Genomic DNA, 22,494 nt, shown 5'->3' with positions numbered 1-22,494 from the left:
TTCGTCAGGCGTGCCGATCGGGCGAGTTTCTGCCGGAGCGGGAACGTGCACACCAAGTTGCAACCTGTCGCATTGCGTAGTGTTTAGTGGTGACGCGCGCGCTTCACCCCGGCCGCGCGCGCCCCAGCCGCGCATAGAGCGTCGGCAGGACGAACAGGGTCAGCAGCGTCGCCGACACCAGCCCGCCGATCACCACCGTCGCGAGCGGCTTCTGCAACTCCGCCCCCGCGCCATGCCCCAGCGCCATCGGCAGGAAGCCCAGGCTAGCCACCAGCGCAGTCATCGCCACCGGCCGCAACCGCATCAGCGCACCCTCGCGCGCCGCCGCCGCCCGGTCCCTGCCCTGCGCCATCAGCTGCTGGATCGCAGTCAGCATCACCAGTCCGTTGAGCACCGCGATGCCCGAAAGCGCGATGAACCCCACCGCCGCCGAGATCGAGAAGGGCATGCCCCGCAACAGCAGCGCCGCCACCCCCCCGACCAGCGCCAGCGGCACCGCGGTGAACACGATCAGCGCATCGCGGACATTGCCCAGCGCGCCGTGGAGCAGCAGCAGGATCAGCACGAAACAGGCAGGCACGACGATCGCCAGCCGATCGCGCGCCGAAGCGAGATTTTCGAACTGACCGCCCCATTCGAGCCAGATCCCCGCAGGCAGCTGAACCTCGCGCGCGATCGCGGCTTCGGCTTCGGCGACCATGCTCGCCACGTCGCGGCCGCGCACATTGGCCTGCACCACCACCCGGCGCTTGCCGTTCTCCCGGCTCACCTGGTTGGGGCCGTCGGAAAGGCGGATCTCCGCCACCGACGCCAGCGGCACGAACGCGCCCGATGGCGTCGGGACGGGCACCTGACCCAGCGCCTCGATATCGCTGCGCACCGCATCGGACAGACGGATCACGACCGGAAAGCGCCGGTCGCCTTCGAAGATCACCCCGGCCTCGCGCCCGCCCACGGCCGCCGCGACGGTGTCGGTCACGTCCTGCGCCTGCACGCCCAGCCGCGATGCGGCGTCGTGGCGGAAAGCGATGTCTAGCATCGGCAGGCCTTCGGTCTGCTCGACCTTGACGTCCTCCGCGCCCGGGATGCGCCGCAGGATCGCGGCGATCCGCTGCGCGGTGGCGTTCATCTCGCCGAAGTCCTCGCCGAAGACCTTTACCGCCACGTCGGACCGCACGCCGGCGATCAGCTCGTTGAAGCGCATCTGGATCGGCTGGGTCACTTCATAGGCATGGCCCGGCACCTGCGCGAGCCGGGCCTCGATCCGCTCGACCAGCTTCGCCTTGTCCTCCGACGGATTGGGCCATTCGCGGCGCGGCTTGAGCATGATGAACGTATCGGTCGCGTTGGGCGGCATCGGATCGGATGCGACCTCCGCCGTACCGGTGCGCGAAAAGACGACGCGGATCTCGGGCATCCCGTGCAGCGCGCGTTCGATCTGCGCCTGCATCTTCTGGCTCTGCTCGACCGAGGTTCCCGGCGTGCGGAAGGCCGAGACCAGCACATCGCCTTCGTCGAGCTGGGGCAGGAATTCCTGGCCCAACGTGGCGAAACCGCCCGCCGCCAACGCCAGCGCCCCGATCGCGATGCCCAGCGTCGTCTTCGGCCGCGCCATCGCCCGGTCGAGCCCCGGGCGGTAGCCCCGGCGGAGCCAGCCGACGATGCGCCCTTCCTTCTCCTCGACCGGCTTCGACAGCATCACCCCGATCGCCGCGGGCACGAAGGTGAGCGAGAGGATGAAGGCGAAGACCAATGCGATGATCACGGTCAGCGCCATCGGCTCGAACGTCTTTCCCTCGACGCCCGACAGGGTGAGCAACGGCAGATAGACGAGAATGATGATCGCCTGGCCATAGACCGAGGGCCGGATCATCTCGCGCGCGGCGGCGGAGACCACCGCCAGCCGTTCGGGCACCGTCAAGGTGCGCCCTTCTTCATGCTGCCGCTCGGCGATCCTTCGCAACGCATTCTCGACGATGATCACCGCGCCATCGACGATCAGCCCGAAATCGAGCGCGCCGAGACTCATCAGATTGGCCGACACACCCGCCTGCAGCATCCCGAACCCGGTCAGCAACATGGTGATCGGGATAACCAGCGCCGCGATCAGCGCAGCACGGAAATTGCCGAGCAGTGCGAACAGCACGACGATCACCAGCAAGGCGCCTTCGGACAGGTTCTTCGTCACCGTCCCGATCGTCGCGTTGACCAGCTGGGTGCGGTCAAGCACCGGCTCGATCACGATGTCGCGCGGCAATGACGGCGCGATCGCCTTCAGCTTCGCATCCACGCCGGTGGAGACGGTGCGGCTGTTCTCGCCGATCCGCATGATCGCGGTGCCGGTGATGACTTCCTGTCCATTTTCCGACGCCGCGCCCAGCCGGACGCCCTGCCCCAGCCGCACCTCGGCGACCTGACCCAGCGTGACCGGCGTTCCCTCGCGCGTGGCGATCACCGTGCCGCGCAGTTCGGCGAGGCTGCGGACGCGCGCGTCGGCGCGCACCGCCAGCCCCTCGCCATTGCGGTTCACGGTGCCGCCGCCGGTAGCGACATTGTTGCGCTCCAGCGCTGTCGCGAGATCGGACAGCGACAGGCGCAGCGCGGCAAGGCGCTGCGCGTCGGGGACGATCAGATATTCCTTCTCGAACCCGCCGAGCGAGTCGATCCCGGCCACGCCGTCCACCGATTTCACCTGCGGCGCGACGATCCAGTCCTGCACGGTGTGGAGATAGGTCGCCTTGTCCGCCGCGCTTTCCAGCCGGTCGCCCTCGGGGGTAATGTAGCTGCCATCGGGCTGCAGCCCGGGCTCGCCGGGGCGGTGTCCCTCATGCGCGCGCTCGGCATAGTGCAGCGTCCAGATATAGACTTCGCCCAGCCCCGTCGCGATCGGCCCCATTTCGGGAACCGCGCCCGCGGGCAGATCGGCCTGCACCGCGGTCAGCCGCTCCTGCACCTGGCTTCGCGCGAAATAGATGTCGGTGGAGTCGGTGAAAACGGCCGTAACCTGCACGAAACCGTTCCGGCTGAGCGAACGGGTGGACTCCAGCCCCCGTATCCCGGCCAGCGCCGTCTCGATCGGAAACGCAACCTGCTTCTCGATCAACTCCGGCGACAGCGCCGGCGCGACGATGTTCACCTGCACCTGATTGTTGGTGATGTCGGGCACCGCGTCGATCGGCAGGCGATAGAGCGAAACCCCGCCGACGATCGCGGCGATGAAGGTGAGGAGGAGGACGAGCCAGCGCTTGTCCACGGCCCAGCTGACGATGCGTTCGATCATCTCAGTGGCCATGCTCTTCGGTCGCGCCGAGCGCGGATTTCAGCGTGAAGCTGTTCGCCGCCGCGATCTGCTCGCGCCCGGTCAGCCCCGTCACCACCACCATCGCGCCGTCCTGCCGGCCCAGCGTAACGGGCACCGCGCGGAAGCCGCTTTCGGTGCGGACGAACACCACGGTCTTGCCCTCCACCGTCTGTACCGCCGTGGAGGGCACGCGGATCGCCGCGTCGCCATCGGCGGCCAGCCGCACGGTCGCGGTCACCGTCTCGCCGACGCGCCACTGGCCCGCACGAGTGTCGAGCATCGCGATCGCCGGCACCTGCCGCGTCTCTGCGTCGAGCGCGGGGGACACGAAGCGGATCTTCGCATTCCCGCGCCGCCCCCCGGCCACGATCTCCACCGGCGTACCGGGCGGGATGCGCGCGGCATCGGCCGAGGAAAGCGACAGGGCGACGCTCAGCCGGCTGGTATCGGCGATGCGGAAAAGCTCGGTATCGGCGGCGTCGGCCATGAACATCTGCCCCAGCGTCGCGCGGCGGGCGATGACCCGGCCCGCGATCGGCGCGGTGACGGCGATGCGATTGAGCCCCCCGCCCCGCGCGCCCGAAGCCGAAGCCTGTTGCCGCGCCAGCTGCAGATTGGTCTCTGCCTCGGCGAAACCGGCGCGCGAAATCTCCACTTCGCGCAAGGGGCGGAAGCCGCGCTTGTACAGCGCCTCGTCCCGCGCCAGCGTCGCGCGCGCCAAGTCGAGCCGGGTGCGGGCTTTCTCCACTTCGGCATGGAGCGACGCCGCTTCGCGGCTTTCGAGGATCGCCAGCGTCTCGCCACGGCGTACTGCGTCGCCAAGGTTGCGGTTCAGCGCGATGACGCGGCCGGAAATCGGCGCGGCGACGACGCGTATGGCGTCGGCATCCCCCTCGATCGTCGCGGGCAGCTCGATCGCGCCGCCGCTGCCGCCGATCACGGGATGGGTGAGTTCGATGCCTGCCGTGGCGATCTGCCGCGCGGTGAGCGTGACCACGCCTTCCTCGTCATGATCGGCTTCCGCGGCTTCGGCTGGGCTGGTGTTGGCGGGCGGTTCCGCGCCGTTGCAGGCCGGAAGCAGGATGAGAATAGCGAGCGGCAATGCCGCATATCTGAACGTCATGGACGGATTCCCCGAAGCAGGCGCGCACCTTCGGCGCCGGCTGGCTGAGCTGGTTATGGCGGAACGCGCCGGAGCGCGCGGCGTCAGGCCCGGGGAGGCCTCAGCGCGGGATCGAGGGTGTGGCGGGCAAGCCGCGCATAGCGGGCGGCGACCGGCCCCTGGGACCGCGACACCGCCGCCGAAACGGCAACCGATGTGGCCGGCGTCGCATAGCCATGCCCATGACAGGCGCCGTGATGATGCGGCTGCCCCGGATCGACGGTTCCGGCGGGTTCTTCCACTTCGCCGCTCAGGTGCGTGATGCCGCTGCACGACAGTTCGACGCCGGGAATGTCCTCACGCGCATGCACCGTCGTCGTCGCGATCAGCGACGATGCGAGCAGGCAGACCAGCAGGAACCAGCCACGGCGGAACATGCCGCCCCCATAACCCATCGCGCCGCGCCTGTCATCGCGCATCAGGGATCATGCGCGAACGAACAGGTTCTTCAGCCATTGCGGCCCGGCGCGCGCCGCTTGCCGCCAGTCCTGATCCTCGTCGAACGCGTCGGGCGTATAGCCCCAGGGATTGAACAGCTTCACCCGCCCCGCCCGAAACGCGGCGGTGTTGCGCGTGACGAGCGTCAGGCCATGCTCCAGGGCGGTCGCCGCGATCAGTCCGTCGCGCGAATCGGCGTAGGGAAGCTGCGCGCGCCGCCGGACCGTCGCAGTATCCACCGGCAGGATCCGCCCTTCGAACGCCGGGATCACCTGCGCATCGATCCAGCTCTCGATCGCCTGCGCGGCCGCCTTGTCCTTGCGTTCGAGCTGCGTCGCCGCATTGCCCAGCTCGAGCAACGCGATCGACGAGACGAACAGGGTCTGGGTGGAAACGCCCGAAGCCCATGCGGTGAAGCCGGGATCGGTGCGCCCGGCGCGGGCGTGGCGCAGTTCGAAGACGATATCGGTGTCGAGCAGGAACATCAGCGCAAATCCGCTCGCCGGTCCCAGCTCTCGGCAGCGGGTGGATCGAGATCCGAGCCCGTGGCGCCGGGCATCGCCAGCAAGTCCACCACGCTCTCGGTCGCGCCGGTCAGCTGGCGGAACGCGGCGATGCTCATCAGCACGTGCGTGGGCTTGCCGCGATCGGTGACGAACACCGGTTCGAGTCGCGCGAGTCGCTTCGCGCTACTCACGTCCTGATTGAAATCGCGGCTACTGATGACCTTCATTTTGTACCTACGTACCTATATTGTCCGCGTTGTCATGTAGGTACATTACTACTCTGTGTTGGCCGCGCAACACAAAGCGCGCGCGGCCCGGAAAAATGCACGCGACTGCATCTTTTCCGATTGCGCAGGACCGGCTCCGCCCTCTTGTCTGAGCACAGGAAAGCGCCCGGACCTGCCGGTCGGGCGCGTTGGGGGAGAGTGAAATGGATCCGTTCAGCGAAGTCATTCGCGTGTTGAGCGACGTGCTTGCGCCGCATGGGCCGGTGGTGGCCGGCGTGAAGACGATGTCGCCGAGCGACTACAGCATCCATTTCTTCCTCCAGCTTGCCGTGATCGTCCTCACCTGCCGCGTGGTCGGCTGGCTCGGCCAGAAATTCCTCGGCCAGCCGCAGGTCGTCGGCGAGATGATCGCGGGCGTGGTCCTCGGGCCATCGCTGCTCGGGCTGCTATTCCCGGAGATCCAGGCCGCGATCTTCCCCAAGGAATCGAAGAACGTCCTTTATGTCGGCGCCCAGCTCGGCGTGGGACTCTACATGTTCCTGGTCGGCACCACGCTGCGCATCGATCATTTCAAGTCGAAGGCGAAGAGCGCGATGACGGTGTCCTTCTCGGGCATCCTCGTGCCGTTCCTCCTCGCCGCACTGATCACACCGATGCTGCTCGGCGTGCCGGGCCTCTTCACGCCTGGCATCTCGCAGGCCAGCGCCACGCTGTTCCTCGGCGCGTGCATCGCGCTGACCGCATTCCCGATGCTCGCCCGCATCATCCATGAGCGCGGCCTGAGCAACACCTCGCTCGGCACGCTGTCGCTGACGGCCGGCGCGTTCGACGACGCGGTGTCGTGGTGCGTCCTCGCTGTCGTGCTCGCCACCTTCGGTGGTGGCCCCGGCGTGGCGATCCTCGCGATCGGCGGCGGTTTGCTCTGGGCGGGTATCGTCGTGCTGTTCGGCGGCAAGCTGCTGGCGCCCCTCGCCCGCGCCGTCGAGGCCAAGGGCGAGATGAGCCCCACGATTCTCGCAGTCGTGCTGATCGCCTTCTGCACTTCGGCCTTCTTCATGGACGTGGTTGGAATCCATGCGATCTTCGGCGGGTTCATCCTCGGCGTGGTGATGCCGCGCGGACTGTTCGCGGACGAACTGCGCAAGAAGATCGAGCCGCTCGCGGTGGTGCTGCTTCTGCCGATGTTCTTCACTTACTCGGGCCTCAACACCCGGATGGACATGGTCAATTCGGTCGAGCTGCTTCTGATCGCGTTCGGCATCCTGATCGTCTCGATCCTCGCCAAGTTCGGCGCCTGTTATGCCGCCGCGCGCTTCTCGGGAGAGGACAACCGCACCGCGCTCGGCATCGGCGTGCTGATGAACTCGCGTGGGCTGATGGAGCTGATCATCATCAATATCGGGCTGCAGAAGGGGATCATCGGACCGACGCTCTTCTCGATGCTGGTGCTGATGGCGATCGTCACCACCGTGATGGCCAGCCCGCTGTTCGAAGTCGTCTATGGCAAGAAGGCGCGCGAGACCGGCGAGCTCGACGAGCTCAAGGGCGGTATGGTCGCCGCCGCGGCCTGACGGACAAGCGAAAGTCGCCGACCGGCCCGTTCCAGCTTCCCTCGGAACGGGCCGGATGGCGGCAAGGGGGACTATCATGAAGACGTTGCCGGCATTGCTGGCGGCGCTGCTCGCGAGCGGCACCGCCTGCGCTCAGGACGTGCGCGTAAAGCCGTTGCTCGATGCGCGGCTGCGCTACGAGACAGTCGATCAGGCGGGGATCGCGCTGCCCGCCGAGGCTCTCACACTCAGGCTCCGGCCGGGCGTGGAAGTAACCGGCGGCCCCTGGTCGGTGCTGGTCGAAGGCGAAGCAACCCTCGCGATCGTCGAGGACTATAATAGCGGCACCAACGCGCGGACCGGCTATCCGCTGGTGGTCGACCCCGCCAATCTGGAGCTGAACCGCGCGCAAATCCGCTATTCGGGCGCGAACGGACTGGGGCTGACCCTGGGCCGCCAGCGGCTCGATCTTGCCGACCAGCGTTTCGTCGGATCGGCGGGCTTTCGGCAAAACGAGCAGACCTTCGACGCGGTGCGCGTCCAATATGGCAAGCCACAGGGCTTCAGCGCCGACATCAGCTACGCCTGGAACGACCTGACCGTAAACGGTCGCAACGGCTCAGGCGCGCGGCAGCAGGCGGTGGGCGGCGACAATGTTTTCGCGCTACTCAGCTACGGATCGAAGCCGGGCAAGCTCACCGCCTTCGCCTATCTGGTCGATCAGGACGAAGCCGCAGTGCAGAGCTATCGTCTGTCGAGCCAGACCTACGGGCTGCGCTTCGCCGGCACCACGCCGATCGCGAAGGGACTGACGCTCGGCTATGTCGCCAGTGTCGCGCGGCAGAGCGACTGGCACCGCAATCCCAACAACTATGCCGCGACCTACTGGCTGAGCGAGGCTTCGCTGGCGGCGAGGGGCTTCACGCTGACCGGCGGCTATGAAGTGCTCGGCGCGGATGGCGGAACGCCGCTCACCAGCGTGCAGACGCCGCTCTCCTCGCTGTTCAAATGGCAGGGCTGGGCCGACAAGTTCACCACCACCCCGCCCAACGGCCTGCACGACGCCTACGCGACGCTCGGTCATGGCTGGAAGAAGGTCGGCTCGTTCGATGCAATCTCGCTGGCCGCGACCTATCACGACTTCAGCAGCGACCGGCTGGACCAGCATTACGGCAGCGAGTTCGACCTGCTGGCGAGTGCTCGCCACGGCCGTTTCACCCTGTCCGCCCGATACGCGCATTACGACGCGGACAGCTTCGCGACCGACACCGATAAATTGTGGCTGACGCTGGATTTCAGCCTCTGACCCGCCGTCCGGCGACACATTCAACGAGATAGAATTGGGGGAGCATCGATGACCGGATTCAAGCGCCTGCACATGCGGGCAACGTTGCTGGCCTGTGCGGCGATCGTCGCCACGCCGGCCGCCGCACAGGAAGTCGCGAGCGAGAGCGGCGACGAGATCGTCGTCACCGCGAGAAAACGGGCCGAGACGCTGCAGGACGTGCCCCTCTCGGTCAGCGCGGTCACTGACGACGATCTGGAACGGCGCAATACGCAGGACGTGAACGGGCTGTTCGCCGAAGTGCCGGGACTGTTCTCCGCGCCGGGCAGCGTCAACAATTCGTCCGACTTCGCTTATCTCACCATGCGCGGCGTCGGGTTCAATGCGGGACTTGAGCCGGCGGTGGGCGTGTTCCTCGACGGCATGTACGTGCCGCAGCTCGGCTTCGATTCCGCATTCCTCGATCTGGAGCGGGTGGAAGTGCTGCGCGGACCGCAGGGCACCTTGTTCGGGCGCAATACGCAGGGCGGCGCGATCAGCCTGATCACGCGCAAGCCGGGTGCGGATCTGCGCGGACGCATCCGCTTCGACGTTGCCGAACAAGGCACCTTCCGGGGTCAGGCTTCACTGAGCGGGCCGCTGGGCGGGAAACTCTATGCCGGGGTCAGCGCCGATTTCAGCCGGGGCGACGGCTATATCCGCAATGTCGTGCTGGGCGGGAAGCAGGACTGGTACGAGCAATATGCGGTGCGCGGCACGCTGCGCTGGGCGCCGAGCGATGCGCTGGACGTGATGCTGATCGGCGACCTGACCAACCGCGACTATAACGAAGCGATCCGTGGCGTGCGGCTTTCGACCAGACGCTACGAGAGCGTGGTCGATCAGGACGCGCCCGATCACAAGGGCAATCACGGCATCCAGCTGAACGTCACCGCCCGGCTGAGCGACCGGATCACGCTGACGTCGATCAGCGGCTATCGCTATTCGGAATCGGACGTGTTCACCGACATGGACAGCCGGATCAGCGTCCAGAACGAAACCACCCTGCCCGCCCTGCTCCCGGTCGCGCCCACGCCGCAGACCTTCAAGGGCGCGACGCTCGATGTCGGCATCCAGCAGCGCTTCATCAGTCAGGAAGTGCGGCTGACCGGCGATATGGGCGCGTTCAACTGGCTGGCCGGCGGCTATTATTTCGACCAGCGGCAGGATCAGCAGCGCCAGCGCCGCGTGGGTCCGGGCACCGTCCCCTTCCCCGCCGCGCTCTACATCTACGAGGATTATCGCGACGACCGGAACGGCTATGCCGCGTTCGGGCAAGTCGCGTTCCGGCCGGTCGATGCGATCGAGATCGCGATGGGCGGCCGCTGGTCGCATGAGGAAGTGGCCGGCACCGGCGATCGCGGCCAGCGCTTCGGCCCGCCGCTCAACTCGGTCCAGACCGTGGTGCGCAACGCCCGCGCCGAATTCGACAATTTCTCGTGGATGGGATCGCTGTCGTACAAGGCGGCGCCGGGCCTGTTGTTCTACGCCACCTATGCCGAGGGCTGGAAAGCCGGCGGGATCAACCGCTTTCCCGGCAATGCCGCAGGCAACCTCCCCTTCAACGACGAGAGTTCGGAGAATTACGAGATCGGCGTGAAGTCCACGTTGGGCCGTGGCGTGACCTTCAACGCCGCGCTCTATCATATCGAGATCCGCAATCAACAGTTGCTCAACGTCGTCCCCGATCCGGGCGGTGGGCCGACCCCGGTGAGCGTGGTCGACAATGCCGCGAACAGCCATGTCGATGGCTTCGAAGCCGAGCTGAAGCTGCGCCCCGTGCCGAACCTCGAGGTCAATGGCGCAGTCTCCTATTCGCGGTCGCGCTTCGACAATTTCACCCGCGTTTTCACCGCGACAGACAAGACCAACCTGTCGGGCACGCCGTTCGAGAATGTGCCGGAGACCACGGTGTCGCTCGCCGCGACCTATGGCATCCCGCTGGCGGACGGCGACAGGATCGAGCTGTCCGGCGAGTATCGCTATGTCGATGCGATCATCATCCAGGACAATACCCGCGTCTCGCGATCGGGCGACCAGCTGACCGCGCCGGGATACGACCGGATCAATCTGAGCGCCTCATGGGTCTCGGGCGATCTGCGCGTGACGGCTTACGTCAACAATCTGCTCGACAGCTTCGACTATGCTTTCCCGTCGAGCGATCCGCTGATCGGCGGCGATGTGTTCGTCGCCCCCCTGCCGCCGCGCCAGTTCGGGGTGCGTCTGTCGTACAGCTTCTAGGAGGGAGGATCGCATGGCTCGCGCGCCCAAGACCTATACGCCTTCGGCCGAATTCCTCGCGGCGATGCCGCCGGGGGCCTCGGGCAACCGGATCAACGGCCTTGGCGAGCGCGACTTCCGCCGCGCCTCGCCGATGTTCTGGCATCCGCCCGAACAGCATCCGTTCGGCGCGGTGCAGCAGATGGCGGGGGCATCGTGCCGGGAGAGTCCGGAAGCGCTTGAGGCATTCGCCGCGGCCTATGACCATCCCCCGCTGGAGCCGATCCATCCGGACCCTGAAGTGCTGACCGCCACCGAATGGACCGATCGCGCGCGCGACTTCGCGCTGGCGAACGAATCCGATCTGTTCGGCGCGACGATGGTGAAGGAGCATTACATCGTCCAAGGCTATTCGATCGAAGATCCCAATGTGATCCTGCTCGGCTTCCCGCACGATTACGACCAGCTGAAACAGGCCCCGAGCACGGCGGAGAATGGCGCCTGCATCGCCGAGGTCGGGCGGCAATATGCCCGTGGCACCCGCGCCGCGTTCGCGCTGGCCAACTGGATCCGGCGGCAGGGCTTTTCCGCGCACGCCTTTCCCGGCCCGCGCGCCTCGTCGCTGTTGCTGATCCCCGCCGCGATCGACGCGGGGATGGGCGAGCTGGGCAAGCATGGTTCGCTGATCAATTCGACCTACGGATCGAACCTGCGGCTTGCAGGCGTCACGACCGATATGCCGCTCGATTTCGACCGGGCGAAGCCGTTCGGTGCGGACGACTTCTGCGCCAATTGCCGGGTGTGCGCCGATGCCTGCCCGCCCGATGCGATCACCCACGAAAAGCATTGGGTGCGCGGGGTCGAGCGCTGGTACACCGATTTCGACAAGTGCATTCCGTACTTCGCCGAGAATGCAGGCTGCGCGGTGTGCATCGCGGTGTGCCCCTGGTCGCGGCCGGGCGTGGCGGACAATCTGCTGGTGAAGCTGGCGCGGCGGCGCGAGGCGGCGGGGTAATCAGGCCGCCGCGTTGATTTCCTCGATCAGCGCGCGGTGCGATGGCAGGTCGCGCGTGGCGCTTTCGCCAAAGCCGCGGATCTTCGCGAAAATGCGATCCGCACCGCGCACGTTCGGGAAATCCTCGCGCACCGGCGCGAGGTCGGTTTTGAAGCCCATGCCGTACAGGATGTACTGATAGTTGAAGAAGGCGAAGCTCTCGAGATCGAGGATGAAGTCGAACCGGCTCGGCGGGCGATAACGCCACTGGTCGAGCAGGTCCTGCAACCGATCCGAGATCGACGCCGGATCGGCATTGTCGCGCCAGAAGGGTTCGGTGCGGTTGCTGAGGCAGTAATGCAGCTTCAGGAAATCGACGATATTGTCATAGCGCGCGATCATCAGCTGGTTGAAGCGCCGCGCCGGCGCATCGACCGGACCGCCTGCGGGCAGCAGCTCGGCGATCATTCCGATCGCGGCTTCGATCATCACCACGCCGGTGGATTCCAGCGGCTCGAGGAATCCCGCCGACAGCCCCACCGCGACGCAGTTCTTCACCCATTGCCGCTCGCGATAGCCGGCCTCGAACGGGATCAGCCGCGGGCTGATGTCCGCCTTGCCGATGCCCCGCCCAATATAGCCGCGCAGGATTTCCTCGGCGCGATCGTCGCTAAGATGGTCGCTCGAATAGACGCAGCCGATCCCGCGCGCCCCCTTCAGCCCGATGTCCCAGGTCCAGCCCGCTTCGTGCGCGGCGGCGATGGTATAGCTCTCCAGCGGCGCGTCGGCGCGATCATAGGGGATCTTGCAGGCCAGCGCGCGATTGGTGAACAGCTGGTCGCGCACCGATTTGAACGGCACGTCCAGCGCCTTGCCGATCAGTTCTGCGCGGAAACCGGTGCAGTCGATGTACAGATCGGCGGTCAGATCGCCATGTTCGCGCGTGACGACATGGTCGATCGCCCCGCGCTCATCGAGCACGACATCGGTGAGCATCCCGACCTTATGCTCGACGCCCAGCACCCGCGCGCGATCGGACAGCACCTGCGCCAACCGGGTCGCGTCGAAATGATAGGCGTAATTGAGCGGCCCGGAGAATTCGCCCTCGTGCGGCCGCTTCGGCGCACGGCGCGCCTCGGCGACCCGGTTCTGGATCGTCACCGCTTCGGCAAAGGGCGGGCGCGTCGCTTCGTCCTGCAGCAGCCAATAGGAAACCAGGCTGGCTTCTTCGGTGTAGAAGGGCGCTTCGAACGGGTGGAAATAATGGCTGTGGCGGCCATCGGCCGGGGTTTCGGTCCAGTCGTTGAAGCGGATGCCCTGCTTGAACGTGGCCGAGGTTTCGCGGATGAAATTGGCTTCGTCGATGCCGAGATATTGCAGCGTGCGGCGGATCGTGGGGAAGGTCCCCTCGCCCACGCCGATGATCCCGATCTCAGGCGATTCCAGCAAGGTGATCTGGAGATGATCCGCTCCAGACCGCGCAAGATAGGCTGCGGTCAGCCACCCCGCGGTGCCCCCGCCAACCACCAATATCCTGCGCTTGCGAGCCATGAAGACTGACTAGTGCAGCGGCGCGATTCTGGATAGCCGGGAACGGTAATTTCGCGCGGGCGTATTCGCGGGATCGAAGGAGGAATGCGTGGCCGAACCCGAGACGCTGATCGTCGTCTGCCCCACCGATGGCGCGCTCAATCGCGTGCCGCGCGCGCGGCTGGACCAGCAACCGAAATGCGGCACCTGCGGCAACCCGCTCTTCCCCGGCAAGGCGATCGATCTCAGCGCCGCCAGTTTCGACCGGCATGTGGTGAAAGGCGACCTGCCCGTCGTGATCGATTTCTGGGCGGCATGGTGCGGTCCGTGCCGGACGATGGCGCCGAACTTCGCGGCGGCGGCGGCGAAGCTGGAGCCGAAGGTGCGGCTGGCCAAGCTCGATACCGAAGCCGAGCCGGGCATCGCCGCGCGCTACGGCATTCAGGGCATTCCCTGCATGATCACGTTCCATAAGGGCCGCGAAGTCGCTCGCACGTCGGGCGCGATGCCGACTTCGGCGATCGTCCAGTGGATCGATCAGGCGCTGCGCCAGGCCTGACGCGGTCCGTCAGCTCCGCCCGCGCAGATGCTTCGCCCGGGCGGCCAGATCCTCGAACAGCTCCGCCATGCGCAGACAGGCCAGCGCGGCGCGCCCGTCGCCGGACATTCGCGCTCTCTCGCGCTGGAAACGCGCCTGCTGCGTAAAGCAGGCCCAATCACTACCGCGCTCCATCCGGCCTCTCCTTGCTGCGGAATCAAAATGCCGGATCGACCGAAAGGGTCCCGGTCTGGTATAAAATTCCCATTCAGACGATAGGATTTTCTCCCGCTCGCTAAATGAGGCCCGTGCAATGCCGACGCTTCCCGCAATCGACATCTCCGCGCTGCGCACAATGGACTCCCCCGCCGACGTAGCGCGGGCGGCTGGCGCGCTCGATGCCGCCTGTCGCGAATATGGCTTCTTCTATGCCGAAGGCCACGGGATCGACGACGCGCTGTTCGACCGGCTCGAAGCGGCATCGCATCGCTTCTTCGCGCTGCCCGAAGCCGAAAAGGCCGCCATCGCGATGGGCAAGGGCGGCATCGCGTAGCGGGGATGGTTCCCGCTGGGCGGCGAGCTGACGTCGGGACTGCCGGATCGCAAGGAGGGCCTCTATCTCGGGGAGGAGCTTGGCCCGGAAGATCCCCGCGTCGCCGCCGGCTGGCCCATGCACGGCGCCAATCTGTGGCCCGAGCGCGCGCCCGAACTGAGACTGGTCGTCGAGGAATATCTCGCCGCCACGATCGCGGCGGCCAAAGCTCTGATGCGCGGGCTGGCGATCGCCCGCCGCATAGCCTTGGGCCGAGCGCTGCATCCGCGATTCTTGCCGGGGATGAGGGGATAGCGACACGAATGCGTAATTGAGAATGTCGGCGATCGCGCCGCTTCATGGAGACATTCTTTCGATGCGTTCCCTCATTTCCGCCCTCGCCGCCGCCATCGTCATCGTTGCTCCGGCAGCGGCCCAGCCCAGGCTGGTCGCGGCGACCCCGGCCGCCAACGCAACCGTGAAGCCGACGGCGAAGGTGCAGCTTTCCTTTTCCGAACGCCTCGTCGCTCGCCTCTCCACCGCGCAGGTGGTGATGACCGGGATGCCGGGCATGGCCGATCATCCGCCGATGCCGATCCAGAGCCGCGCCGCGATCGGCCCCGACGGCAAGAGCCTTGTCCTCACCTTCGCCCGTCCGCTCGTGCCCGGCACCTACAAGGTCACCTACAAGGTCGCCTCGGCCGACACCCAGCGGATCGAGGGCAGCTACGAATTCAAGGTTCGCTGACCCGCGCCTTCCCGCGTTCGGGCGCACCTCACCCTGCGCCACGGGGCTTGACATGATGACGGCCTCTGGCGCCTCCTTGCAGGCAGGCGCGACGGTGACGCTCACCCCCAAAGGCGCAGCCAATGCGCGATGAGGGGAAAGCGCGGAAACCGCGTAATACCGGGTGAGGATAGAGATCAGGATATGCGCGACGATTTGGATGACATGCTCGGGCGGCTGGCGGCGCAACCGCCGCATCCCGGGCTCGACGCGGTTTCGATGGCCGTGCTGGACCAGATTTCCGCGCCCCGGCCCCGCCGGGAGAATTTCGCGGTGACGAGCACGATCGCCGCCGTCCTGGCCGTCGGGATGGGCGTTGCCGGCGGCTGGTCCTCGGCTGCGCAGGCGCAACAGATCTCGACCTTCGACGACAGCTGGGAACTGGCGCCCTCGACGCTGCTGGGCGGCGGCTGATGGACGTACGGCGCATCCTGCTGATCGCATTCATCGCGTTCGTCGCCGCGATCGGCGGCGTGGCGACGGGCCGCTATCTCCTGCCCGCACCGCACCAGCCGAACGCCGAGCTGCACCTGCTGCTCCATCACGGCCTCGATCTCGATGTGAAACAACAGGCGCAGCTCGACGAGCTGGAACGCCAGTTCGCGCTGCGCAAGAAGGCGCTCGAAATGGCGTTGCGCGCCGACAATGCCCGGCTCGCCGCAGCGATCCAGGCCGAACATTCGGCGGGGCCGCAGGTCCGCGAGGCCGTCGATCGCATCCATGTCGCAATGGGCGAACTGCAGAAGGAGACTCTCGCGCATGTCTTCGCGATGCGCGCGATCCTCCGGCCCGATCAGGCGGCCCGGTTCGACAAGGCGGTGGTGAAGGCGCTGACCGCAGAAAGCCGGTGAGTCTCGACCTAGCGAGCCTCTCGGACGGCGAACTGGCCGCACTGAGCCTTGCCGGGCGCACGAATGCCTTCGCGGAAATCCTCCGCCGCCATCGCGACCCGATCTATCGGATCGTCGCCGGATCGATCGGTGATCCCGACGAAGCGCTCGATCTTGTCCAGGAAACCTTTATGGCCGCGCACGGGGCGCTGCGGCGCTACGATCCCGCCCGCTCGATGCGCGCCTGGCTGACGACGATCGCCGTGAACAAATGCCGCGACTGGGGCCGGCGGCGCGCGGTGCGGCGGCTGATCGCGTTCGCGCTGCCGATCGACAATGCCGCCGAACGCGTCGCGGAGGATCGGCCCGGCCATGATGTGGAGATCGCCGATCGTGACGCCCTGAGGCGGACGTCGCACGCGATCAGCGAACTGCCGTCTTCGCTCCGGGAAGTGATCGTTCTGCGCACCATCGAAGGCCTGTCGCAGGCCGAAACCGCCGAAGCGCTCAGGATCAGCGAGAAGGCAGTCGAAACGCGCCTTCGCCGCGCGCGGATCAAGCTGCTCCAGAGTCTCGACGGCTGACGATCGTGTGCGGGGAGGGATTTCCGGGGCCGCCGCGTAACCCTGATGAGCAGGAGCTCGCCCAGAGGAGCAGGATGACAAGCATGTTCGATCGCCGTCAGTTGTTGCGTGGTTCGATGATGGCCGGGGGCGGAATGGCGACCGCTGCCTGGCTGCCCGCCTGGGCGCAGACGCATTCGCCCGGCATCCCCGCGCCGCTGCCCGAGGTTTCGGGCGAGGACATCCGGCTGCGCATCGCCCATCAGATGATCCGGATCGACGGCCGCGAGAGCCATGCGATCGGGATCAACGGCACGGTTCCAGGCCCGCTGATCCGGCTGCGCGAGGGGCAGAATGTGCGGCTCCATGTCGAGAACACGCTGGACGAGGACAGCTCGATCCATTGGCACGGCCTGATCCTGCCCTTCCATATGGACGGTGTGCCCGGCGTCTCCTTCCCCGGCATCAAGCCGCGATCGAGCTTCACCTATGAATTCCCGATCGTTCAGGCCGGCACCTACTGGTATCACAGCCATTCGGGGCTGCAGGAGCAGATGGGCCATTACGGGCCGATCGTGATCGATCCGAAGGACGCCGATCCGGTCCGCTTCGATCGCGAGCATGTCGTGGTGCTGTCCGACTATAGCGCGATGCACCCGCACCGCATCTTCGCGAAGCTCAAGCAGCAGCCGGGCTATTTCAATCGCCAGAAACAGACGCTCTCGGGACTGCTCAAGGGCGAGGACCTGCCGCAAAAGGACCGTGCCGAATGGGGCGCGATGCGGATGGACCCGACCGATATCTCGGACGTCACCGGATCGACCTATACCTATCTGACCAACGGTCATGGTCCGCAGGACAACTGGACCGCGCTGTTCCAGCCCGGCGAGCGGGTGCGGCTGCGCTTCGTCAATGCGTCGGCGATGACGATCTTCAACGTGCGCATTCCGGGTCTGAAGCTGACCATCGTCCAGTCCGACGGGCTGAACGTCCGCCCGGTCGAGGTCGACGAATTCCAGATCACGGTCGCGGAGACCTATGACGTGATCGTGACTCCGGAGGACCGCGCCTACACGCTCGTCTCCGAAGCCGTCGACCGTTCGGGCATGGCGCGCGCCACGCTGGCGCCTCGCGCGGGCATGAACGCCGAGGTTCCGCCGCTGCGCAAGCGCCCGGTCGCGAACATGAAGGACATGGGCATGGGCGACATGGATCATGGCTCGGGCGGTATGGACGGGATGGACCATAGCGCGATGCCCGGCATGAACCATGACGCGCCCGCCGCCGGCGAGGGCCATTCGGGCATGAAGATGCGCGACCCGGCGAACGCGCCGCAGGTGAAGATGGGCCCCGGCGTGCAGACGATCTCGCCCATGCCGGTCGACCGCACCGGCGAACCGGGCCAGGGGCTGGAAGATGCGGGGCACAAGGTGCTCACCTATCGCGATCTGGTCGCGCTCGATCGCAACCCGGATGTGCGCGCGCCCGGCCGCGAGCTGGAGATCCACCTGACCGGCAACATGGAGCGCTTCATGTGGGCGTTCGACGGCGAGAAATTCTCCGAAGTGAAGGCGCCTTTGCCCTTCGAGAAAGGCGAGCGGGTGCGGGTCACCCTCGTCAACGACACGATGATGGCGCATCCGATCCACCTGCACGGTCATTTCTTCGAACTGGTGACCGGTCATGGCGATCATTCGCCGCGCAAGCATACGGTGAACGTGCTTCCCGGCGGCAAGGTGAGCTGGGATTTCACCGCCGAGCCGGGCGACTGGGCGTTCCATTGCCACCTCCTCTACCACATGCACGCCGGGATGATGCAGGTCGTCCAGGTCCGCCCGCTCGGGGGAGACGCAGCATGAAGGCGCGCTTCCTGATCGGCATCGCACCGTTCGTCCTTGCCCTGCCCGCCACGGCGCAGGATCATTCGGGCCACGCCATGCCCGGCACGGCCGCACCGGCGCCAGCGCCGACACCGGCACCCGCGAAGCCCGCCGATCCTCACGCCGGACACCGCCCGGCAACGCCCGCGCCGGCGCCTGCGGATCCCCATGCCGGTCACGCGATGCCCGCTCCGGCCCCCTCGGCCGATCCGCACGCGGGCCATGTCATGACCGGCGAGGCGGCTCAGGACGGAAAGCCGCTCAGCGGAACCGATCTGCCGCCGGGCGACGCCACCGCCCCGGCCCCCGAGCCCGGCCGCGCCGCCGATCGCTACTGGGGCGCCGAAGCGATGGCCGAGTCCGAACGCAACGTGCGGCGCGAACATGGCGACGGCACCTTCACCAAGGTAATGATCGAAATGGCCGAGGTGCATGTCCGCTCCGGCGACACCGGCTATCGCTGGCAGGGCGAAGCCTGGTATGGCGGGGACCTCAACCGGCTGTGGCTCAAGTCCGAAGGCGAAGGCGTATTCCGCCACGGCCTCGAGGGCGCGGAAATCCAGGCGCTCTACAGCCGCGCGCTCGATCCCTATTGGAACCTGCAGGCCGGTGTCCGGCAGGATTTCGGCCCCGGTCCGCGCCGGACCTACGCCACCCTCGCGATCGAAGGCCTCGCGCCGTACTGGTTCGAGCTGGAGGGCAGCCTGTTCCTGTCGGACAAGGGCGATCTCCTTGCCCGTGCCGAGGGCAGCTACGACCAGCGGATCACGCAGAATCTGGTGATCCAGCCGCGCTTCGCGATCAATCTCTCCGCGCAGGACATGCCCGCCAACGGGATCGGCGCGGGCCTTTCCAACGCCGAACTCGGGCTGCGGCTGCGCTACGAGGAAGTGCGCGAGTTCGCGCCCTATATCGGCGTGTCGTGGGAACGCAGCTTCGGCCGGACCGCCGACTTCGCCCGCGCGCGCGGCGAGGACACCGGCGGCGTCAGCTTCGTCGTCGGCGTCCGGACCTGGTTCTAGCGACCGGGTCGGCAGGCCAGTCTTCCGGCGTCCGCGGGGTGTCCGCCCCTCGAGGTCGCACGGCCGGGACCGCGATCGAATCGCCCCGGTCGAATGCGGCATTCCCGGACGCCAACGGCCGGAGCGGCGGATCCCCCGCCGCTCCGGCCGTTCCCTTGTCCGCCTGCAAGATCGATGCGCAAGGGCTCGCAGCGGCGCTCGCCGGGACAGCCAGCGCGGAAAATCTCGTTTCGGTGAGGGGTGGCTGTCGCAATTGCGTAATAAGTGGGGCTGCATTTGCGATATATTGATTTAACATTTTGATTTTATTCGTTATTTTTGATTGACCTGTATATACAATTGGTCTCTCTTCCAGCCTCGGGACTAGCCAAGAACAATAGGGGGCCAAGATGAAGACCGCTCGGATCCTGCTCGCAGCGACGATGCTTTCACCGATCGCGCCGGCAATGGCGCAGACTGCCACGCAAGACGAACCCGGCACCCAGGCCGAACCCGCCGAAGCGCCGGGCGAGATCCTCGTCACCGGCAGCCGCATCCGCCGCCAGGACATCGCCGGAGTCGGCCCCGCCACGGTCGTCTCGTCCGAGCAGATCGAGAATACCGGCATCGTCAATGTCGAGACGCTGCTTCAGCGCCTCCCTGCCAATGCCGGGTTCGCCGGCAACCAGAGCTCTGCCTATTGGACCGGCAACGGCTATGGCACCGCGCAGGTCAATCTGCGCGGCCTCGGCATCAAGCGCACGCTCGTGCTGCTCAACAATCGCCGCCTCGTGGCCGGCGGCACCGGCGCCAATTCCTCGCCCGATCTGAACATGATCCCCGTGGTCGCGCTCGCTCGCGCCGAAGTGCTCAAGGACGGCGCCTCGGCCATCTACGGCGCGGACGCGATGGCGGGCGTGGTCAATCTGGTGACGCGAACCGATGTGAACGGCTTCGCGTTCAGCGCGCGCAGCGGGATCACCGAACGCGGCGACGGCGGCGACTATTCGATCGACGGCATGTGGGGAATGCGCGGCGACCGCGGCGGCATCCTGATCGCGGCGACCTATCAGAAGACCGAGCCCGTCAACATGGCCTCACGCGCGCCCTGCTCGCTGTCCGAGACCACGCCGGGCAAGCTCGCCTGCGTCAACAGCGCCTCGACGATCGGCGGCCGCGCCGTGCTGCCCAATGGCCAGCAGATCAACTTCAACCAGGTGGTCGGCGGCAACGGCAATTTCTACGAGCCGTACAGCGCGGCCAAGCACAACTTCAATTCGAATCCCTTCCTCAATGCGGTCAACCCGATCGAGCGCATCAGCACCGGCGTGTTCGCGGACTATGATCTGGGTCCGGTCGAGCTGTTCGGCGAAGCGCTGTACACGCATCGCCGGTCCGATCAGATCGCGACGCCGGGCACATTGCGCAATCTCTCCATCTCCGCCGCCAATCCCACCAACCCGACCGGACAGAATATCGTGCTGGTCCAGCGCCGCCTCGCCGAACCCGGCCCGCGCCAGTTCTTCCAGCGCACCGATACCTGGCAGGGCACGCTCGGCCTGCGCGGCAAGCTGGGCAACGGATGGGCGTGGGAAGTGGCCGGCGCCTATGGCCGCAACACCGCCGTGGACGGTTCGACCAACGTCGCCAATCTCCAGCGCGTGGGATACAGCCTCGACACCAGCCGGTGCAGCTTCACTCCCGGCGCGGCCATTCCCTGCGCCGACTATCTCGGCTTCGGCGATCTGACGCCCGCCGTGCTCGACTATATCCTCGTCACCACCCGCGATCGTGGCGGCAACGCGCTGCTCTCGCTGACCGCAGATATGAACGGCGACCTGTTCCGGCTTCCCGCCGGTTCGGTGTCCTTCGCCGCCGGCGTCTCGTACCGGCGCGAAAAGGGATGGCGCAATCCCGATCCCCTGACGGTCGCGGGCATCGCCAACACCAACCAGCAGTCGCCGATCTCGGGCACCACCACGGCGAAGGAAGCCTATGCCGAGCTGTCGGTTCCGCTGCTGTCGGGCACGCCCTTCTTCCAGTCGCTCACCATCGACGGCGCGATCCGCTATTCGGACTATGACCTGTTCGGCAGCGACTGGAACTACAAGATCAGCGCCGACTGGACGATCGTCGAGGGCGTTCGCGTCCGCGGCACCTATGGCACCGGCTTCCGCGTGCCAAACGTCCCCGAACTGTTCGGCGGCGTGTCCGAAGGCAATCTGACGACCACCGATCCGTGCAGCCGCTATTCGACCAGCGGCAACGCGACGCTGATCGCCAATTGCCAGGCCTCGGGCGTCCCGGCGGGCTATGTCCAGCTTGGCACGACGATCCTCACCACGGTGGGCGGCAACCAGAACCTCCAGCCCGAATCCTCGACCAGCTGGACCGTCGGCACCGTGCTGCAGCCGCGCGGGATCCTGCCCGGCCTGACGCTGACCGCCGACTGGTTCGATATCGACATCACCGGCGCGATCCGCGCGATCCCGGGATCGACCAAGCTCGGCATCTGCTATGCCAGCAGCGGCCTGTCGCATCCCTTCTGCGGCGATTTCCGCCGCAGCGCGCTGACCGGCGAAGTCACCTATCTCTCCGCCCAGCCGATCAACACCGGCCGCGAAGAGATGAGCGGGCTCGATCTCGGCCTGGTCTATAGCCATCGCATCGGCCAGCTTCAGCTGACCGCCGATCTCAACGTCACCTATCTCGATCGCTATGTGATCCAGCCCTTCCCGGGCGGCGCGCCGATCATCTTCGACGGCCATATCGGCGGCGGCAATGGCGGCTATCCCAAGTGGCGCGGCTATGGCGTGCTGACCGCGAAGCGCGACGCGATCGGCTTCACCTGGTCGACCCAGTGGATCGGCACCGCCACCGATTTCAACGCCGCGCCCACCGCGATCGGCTATCGCACGCCGGACACTTTCTATCACAATGTCCAGCTGGCGTTCGATGTGGATGGCAGGACGCGCTTCTCGCTCGGCATCGACAATCTGTTCGATACGGCGGCGCCTTATATTCCGAGCTTCACCGACGGCAATACCGATACCATGACCTATGATCTGATGCGCCGCCGCTTCTACGCCAGCTTCCGGACGGCGTTCTGAT

The 22,494-nt window shown here is 66.6% G+C and carries 18 protein-coding genes and 1 pseudogene; 13 read left to right on the top strand and 6 right to left on the bottom strand.

Annotation, left to right across the window (positions count from 1 at the left end; genetic code table 11):
* Positions 1–103 precede the first annotated feature (103 nt).
* The 5 genes from HHL13_RS00970 to HHL13_RS00950 all read right to left on the bottom strand — a co-directional run bounded on the left by HHL13_RS00970 (position 104) and on the right by HHL13_RS00950 (position 5,634).
* The gene (locus HHL13_RS00970; protein WP_169556701.1) at positions 104–3,280 is read right to left on the bottom strand and encodes a CusA/CzcA family heavy metal efflux RND transporter; all 3,177 of its coding nucleotides are present in this window, start codon (positions 3,278–3,280) and stop codon (positions 104–106) included.
* Between the two features lies 1 nt (position 3,281).
* Positions 3,282–4,424: an efflux RND transporter periplasmic adaptor subunit gene (locus HHL13_RS00965; RefSeq protein ID WP_169553920.1), complete on the bottom strand. Its 1,143-nt coding sequence runs from the start codon at positions 4,422–4,424 to the stop codon at positions 3,282–3,284.
* 83 nt (positions 4,425–4,507) lie between these two features.
* Positions 4,508–4,882 (bottom strand): hypothetical protein, encoded by a 375-nt coding sequence (locus tag HHL13_RS00960; protein ID WP_169553919.1) that lies wholly within the window; start codon positions 4,880–4,882, stop codon positions 4,508–4,510.
* Between the two features lie 6 nt (positions 4,883–4,888).
* On the bottom strand, positions 4,889–5,386 hold the full coding sequence (locus tag HHL13_RS00955; protein ID WP_169553918.1) for a type II toxin-antitoxin system VapC family toxin: 498 nt from the start codon (positions 5,384–5,386) through the stop codon (positions 4,889–4,891).
* The gene (locus tag HHL13_RS00950) at positions 5,386–5,634 is read right to left on the bottom strand and encodes a type II toxin-antitoxin system Phd/YefM family antitoxin (RefSeq protein ID WP_169553917.1); all 249 of its coding nucleotides are present in this window, start codon (positions 5,632–5,634) and stop codon (positions 5,386–5,388) included. Before HHL13_RS00950 ends, HHL13_RS00955 begins: the two co-directional genes overlap by 1 nt.
* Positions 5,635–5,837: 203 nt before the next feature.
* Between HHL13_RS00950 and HHL13_RS00945 the strand changes: the two genes are divergently transcribed.
* The 4 genes from HHL13_RS00945 (at position 5,838) to HHL13_RS00930 (ending at position 11,743) form a co-directional block, all read left to right on the top strand.
* A complete protein-coding gene (locus tag HHL13_RS00945) occupies positions 5,838–7,205 on the top strand; it encodes a cation:proton antiporter (RefSeq protein WP_169553916.1) in 1,368 nt (455 codons plus the stop codon).
* A 76-nt stretch (positions 7,206–7,281) separates the two neighbouring features.
* Complete coding sequence (locus tag HHL13_RS00940) at positions 7,282–8,490, top strand: alginate export family protein (protein WP_169553915.1); 1,209 nt, start codon at positions 7,282–7,284, stop codon at positions 8,488–8,490.
* A gap of 48 nt (positions 8,491–8,538) precedes the next feature.
* Positions 8,539–10,749: a TonB-dependent receptor gene (locus tag HHL13_RS00935; protein WP_169553914.1), complete on the top strand. Its 2,211-nt coding sequence runs from the start codon at positions 8,539–8,541 to the stop codon at positions 10,747–10,749.
* A 13-nt stretch (positions 10,750–10,762) separates the two neighbouring features.
* Positions 10,763–11,743, top strand: coding sequence for a 4Fe-4S dicluster domain-containing protein (locus tag HHL13_RS00930; RefSeq protein WP_169553913.1), 981 nt, complete (start codon positions 10,763–10,765; stop codon positions 11,741–11,743).
* On the opposite strand, the gene HHL13_RS00925 is transcribed toward HHL13_RS00930, so the two are convergent.
* Positions 11,744–13,273, bottom strand: coding sequence for a tryptophan halogenase family protein (locus HHL13_RS00925; protein ID WP_169553912.1), 1,530 nt, complete (start codon positions 13,271–13,273; stop codon positions 11,744–11,746).
* An 88-nt stretch (positions 13,274–13,361) separates the two neighbouring features.
* Here HHL13_RS00925 and trxC point away from each other — a divergent pair, with 88 nt between their 5' ends.
* From trxC to HHL13_RS00880, 9 genes and pseudogenes are all read left to right on the top strand, one after another.
* Entirely contained in the window at positions 13,362–13,811 is a 450-nt protein-coding gene (gene trxC, locus HHL13_RS00920) for a thioredoxin TrxC (protein ID WP_169553911.1), read from the top strand.
* 292 nt (positions 13,812–14,103) lie between these two features.
* A pseudogene (locus tag HHL13_RS22795) lies at positions 14,104–14,637 on the top strand (2-oxoglutarate and iron-dependent oxygenase domain-containing protein).
* Positions 14,638–14,698: 61 nt separating this feature from the next.
* Positions 14,699–15,070, top strand: a complete 372-nt coding sequence (gene copC / locus HHL13_RS00910; protein WP_169553910.1) for a copper homeostasis periplasmic binding protein CopC — start codon at positions 14,699–14,701, stop codon at positions 15,068–15,070.
* A gap of 183 nt (positions 15,071–15,253) precedes the next feature.
* Positions 15,254–15,523, top strand: coding sequence for a hypothetical protein (locus tag HHL13_RS00905; protein ID WP_169553909.1), 270 nt, complete (start codon positions 15,254–15,256; stop codon positions 15,521–15,523).
* Entirely contained in the window at positions 15,523–15,960 is a 438-nt protein-coding gene (locus tag HHL13_RS00900) for a periplasmic heavy metal sensor (RefSeq protein ID WP_169553908.1), read from the top strand. The genes HHL13_RS00905 and HHL13_RS00900 overlap by 1 nt, the downstream gene beginning before the upstream one ends.
* On the top strand, positions 15,957–16,523 hold the full coding sequence (locus HHL13_RS00895; protein ID WP_169553907.1) for an RNA polymerase sigma factor: 567 nt from the start codon (positions 15,957–15,959) through the stop codon (positions 16,521–16,523). Before HHL13_RS00900 ends, HHL13_RS00895 begins: the two co-directional genes overlap by 4 nt.
* 74 nt (positions 16,524–16,597) lie before the next feature.
* Positions 16,598–18,361, top strand: a complete 1,764-nt coding sequence (locus HHL13_RS00890) for a copper resistance system multicopper oxidase (protein ID WP_169553906.1) — start codon at positions 16,598–16,600, stop codon at positions 18,359–18,361.
* Positions 18,358–19,404: a copper resistance protein B gene (locus HHL13_RS00885; protein WP_169553905.1), complete on the top strand. Its 1,047-nt coding sequence runs from the start codon at positions 18,358–18,360 to the stop codon at positions 19,402–19,404. The genes HHL13_RS00890 and HHL13_RS00885 overlap by 4 nt, the downstream gene beginning before the upstream one ends.
* Before the next feature lie 389 nt (positions 19,405–19,793).
* Complete coding sequence (locus tag HHL13_RS00880; RefSeq protein ID WP_169553904.1) at positions 19,794–22,493, top strand: TonB-dependent receptor; 2,700 nt, start codon at positions 19,794–19,796, stop codon at positions 22,491–22,493.
* Position 22,494 lies beyond the last annotated feature (1 nt).

This window comes from Sphingomonas sp. G-3-2-10 (assembly GCF_012927115.1).
Lineage (GTDB): Bacteria > Pseudomonadota > Alphaproteobacteria > Sphingomonadales > Sphingomonadaceae > Sphingomonas.
Note: the sequence above shows the minus strand (reverse complement) of the source record. Positions and strands in the feature narration are given on the sequence as shown.

What these genes read in the sequence shown, in the direction of transcription:
- HHL13_RS00970 (WP_169556701.1), bottom strand. Translation starts at nt 3,280, where the DNA reads ATGATCGAACGCATCGTCAGCTGGGCCGTGGACAAGCGCTGGCTCGTC.
- HHL13_RS00965 (WP_169553920.1), bottom strand. Translation starts at nt 4,424, where the DNA reads ATGACGTTCAGATATGCGGCATTGCCGCTCGCTATTCTCATCCTGCTT.
- HHL13_RS00960 (WP_169553919.1), bottom strand. Translation starts at nt 4,882, where the DNA reads ATGCGCGATGACAGGCGCGGCGCGATGGGTTATGGGGGCGGCATGTTC.
- HHL13_RS00955 (WP_169553918.1), bottom strand. Translation starts at nt 5,386, where the DNA reads ATGTTCCTGCTCGACACCGATATCGTCTTCGAACTGCGCCACGCCCGC.
- HHL13_RS00950 (WP_169553917.1), bottom strand. Translation starts at nt 5,634, where the DNA reads ATGAAGGTCATCAGTAGCCGCGATTTCAATCAGGACGTGAGTAGCGCG.
- HHL13_RS00945 (WP_169553916.1), top strand. Translation starts at nt 5,838, where the DNA reads ATGGATCCGTTCAGCGAAGTCATTCGCGTGTTGAGCGACGTGCTTGCG.
- HHL13_RS00940 (WP_169553915.1), top strand. Translation starts at nt 7,282, where the DNA reads ATGAAGACGTTGCCGGCATTGCTGGCGGCGCTGCTCGCGAGCGGCACC.
- HHL13_RS00935 (WP_169553914.1), top strand. Translation starts at nt 8,539, where the DNA reads ATGACCGGATTCAAGCGCCTGCACATGCGGGCAACGTTGCTGGCCTGT.
- HHL13_RS00930 (WP_169553913.1), top strand. Translation starts at nt 10,763, where the DNA reads ATGGCTCGCGCGCCCAAGACCTATACGCCTTCGGCCGAATTCCTCGCG.
- HHL13_RS00925 (WP_169553912.1), bottom strand. Translation starts at nt 13,273, where the DNA reads ATGGCTCGCAAGCGCAGGATATTGGTGGTTGGCGGGGGCACCGCGGGG.
- copC (WP_169553910.1), top strand. Translation starts at nt 14,699, where the DNA reads ATGCGTTCCCTCATTTCCGCCCTCGCCGCCGCCATCGTCATCGTTGCT.
- HHL13_RS00905 (WP_169553909.1), top strand. Translation starts at nt 15,254, where the DNA reads ATGCGCGACGATTTGGATGACATGCTCGGGCGGCTGGCGGCGCAACCG.
- HHL13_RS00900 (WP_169553908.1), top strand. Translation starts at nt 15,523, where the DNA reads ATGGACGTACGGCGCATCCTGCTGATCGCATTCATCGCGTTCGTCGCC.
- HHL13_RS00890 (WP_169553906.1), top strand. Translation starts at nt 16,598, where the DNA reads ATGACAAGCATGTTCGATCGCCGTCAGTTGTTGCGTGGTTCGATGATG.
- HHL13_RS00885 (WP_169553905.1), top strand. Translation starts at nt 18,358, where the DNA reads ATGAAGGCGCGCTTCCTGATCGGCATCGCACCGTTCGTCCTTGCCCTG.
- HHL13_RS00880 (WP_169553904.1), top strand. Translation starts at nt 19,794, where the DNA reads ATGAAGACCGCTCGGATCCTGCTCGCAGCGACGATGCTTTCACCGATC.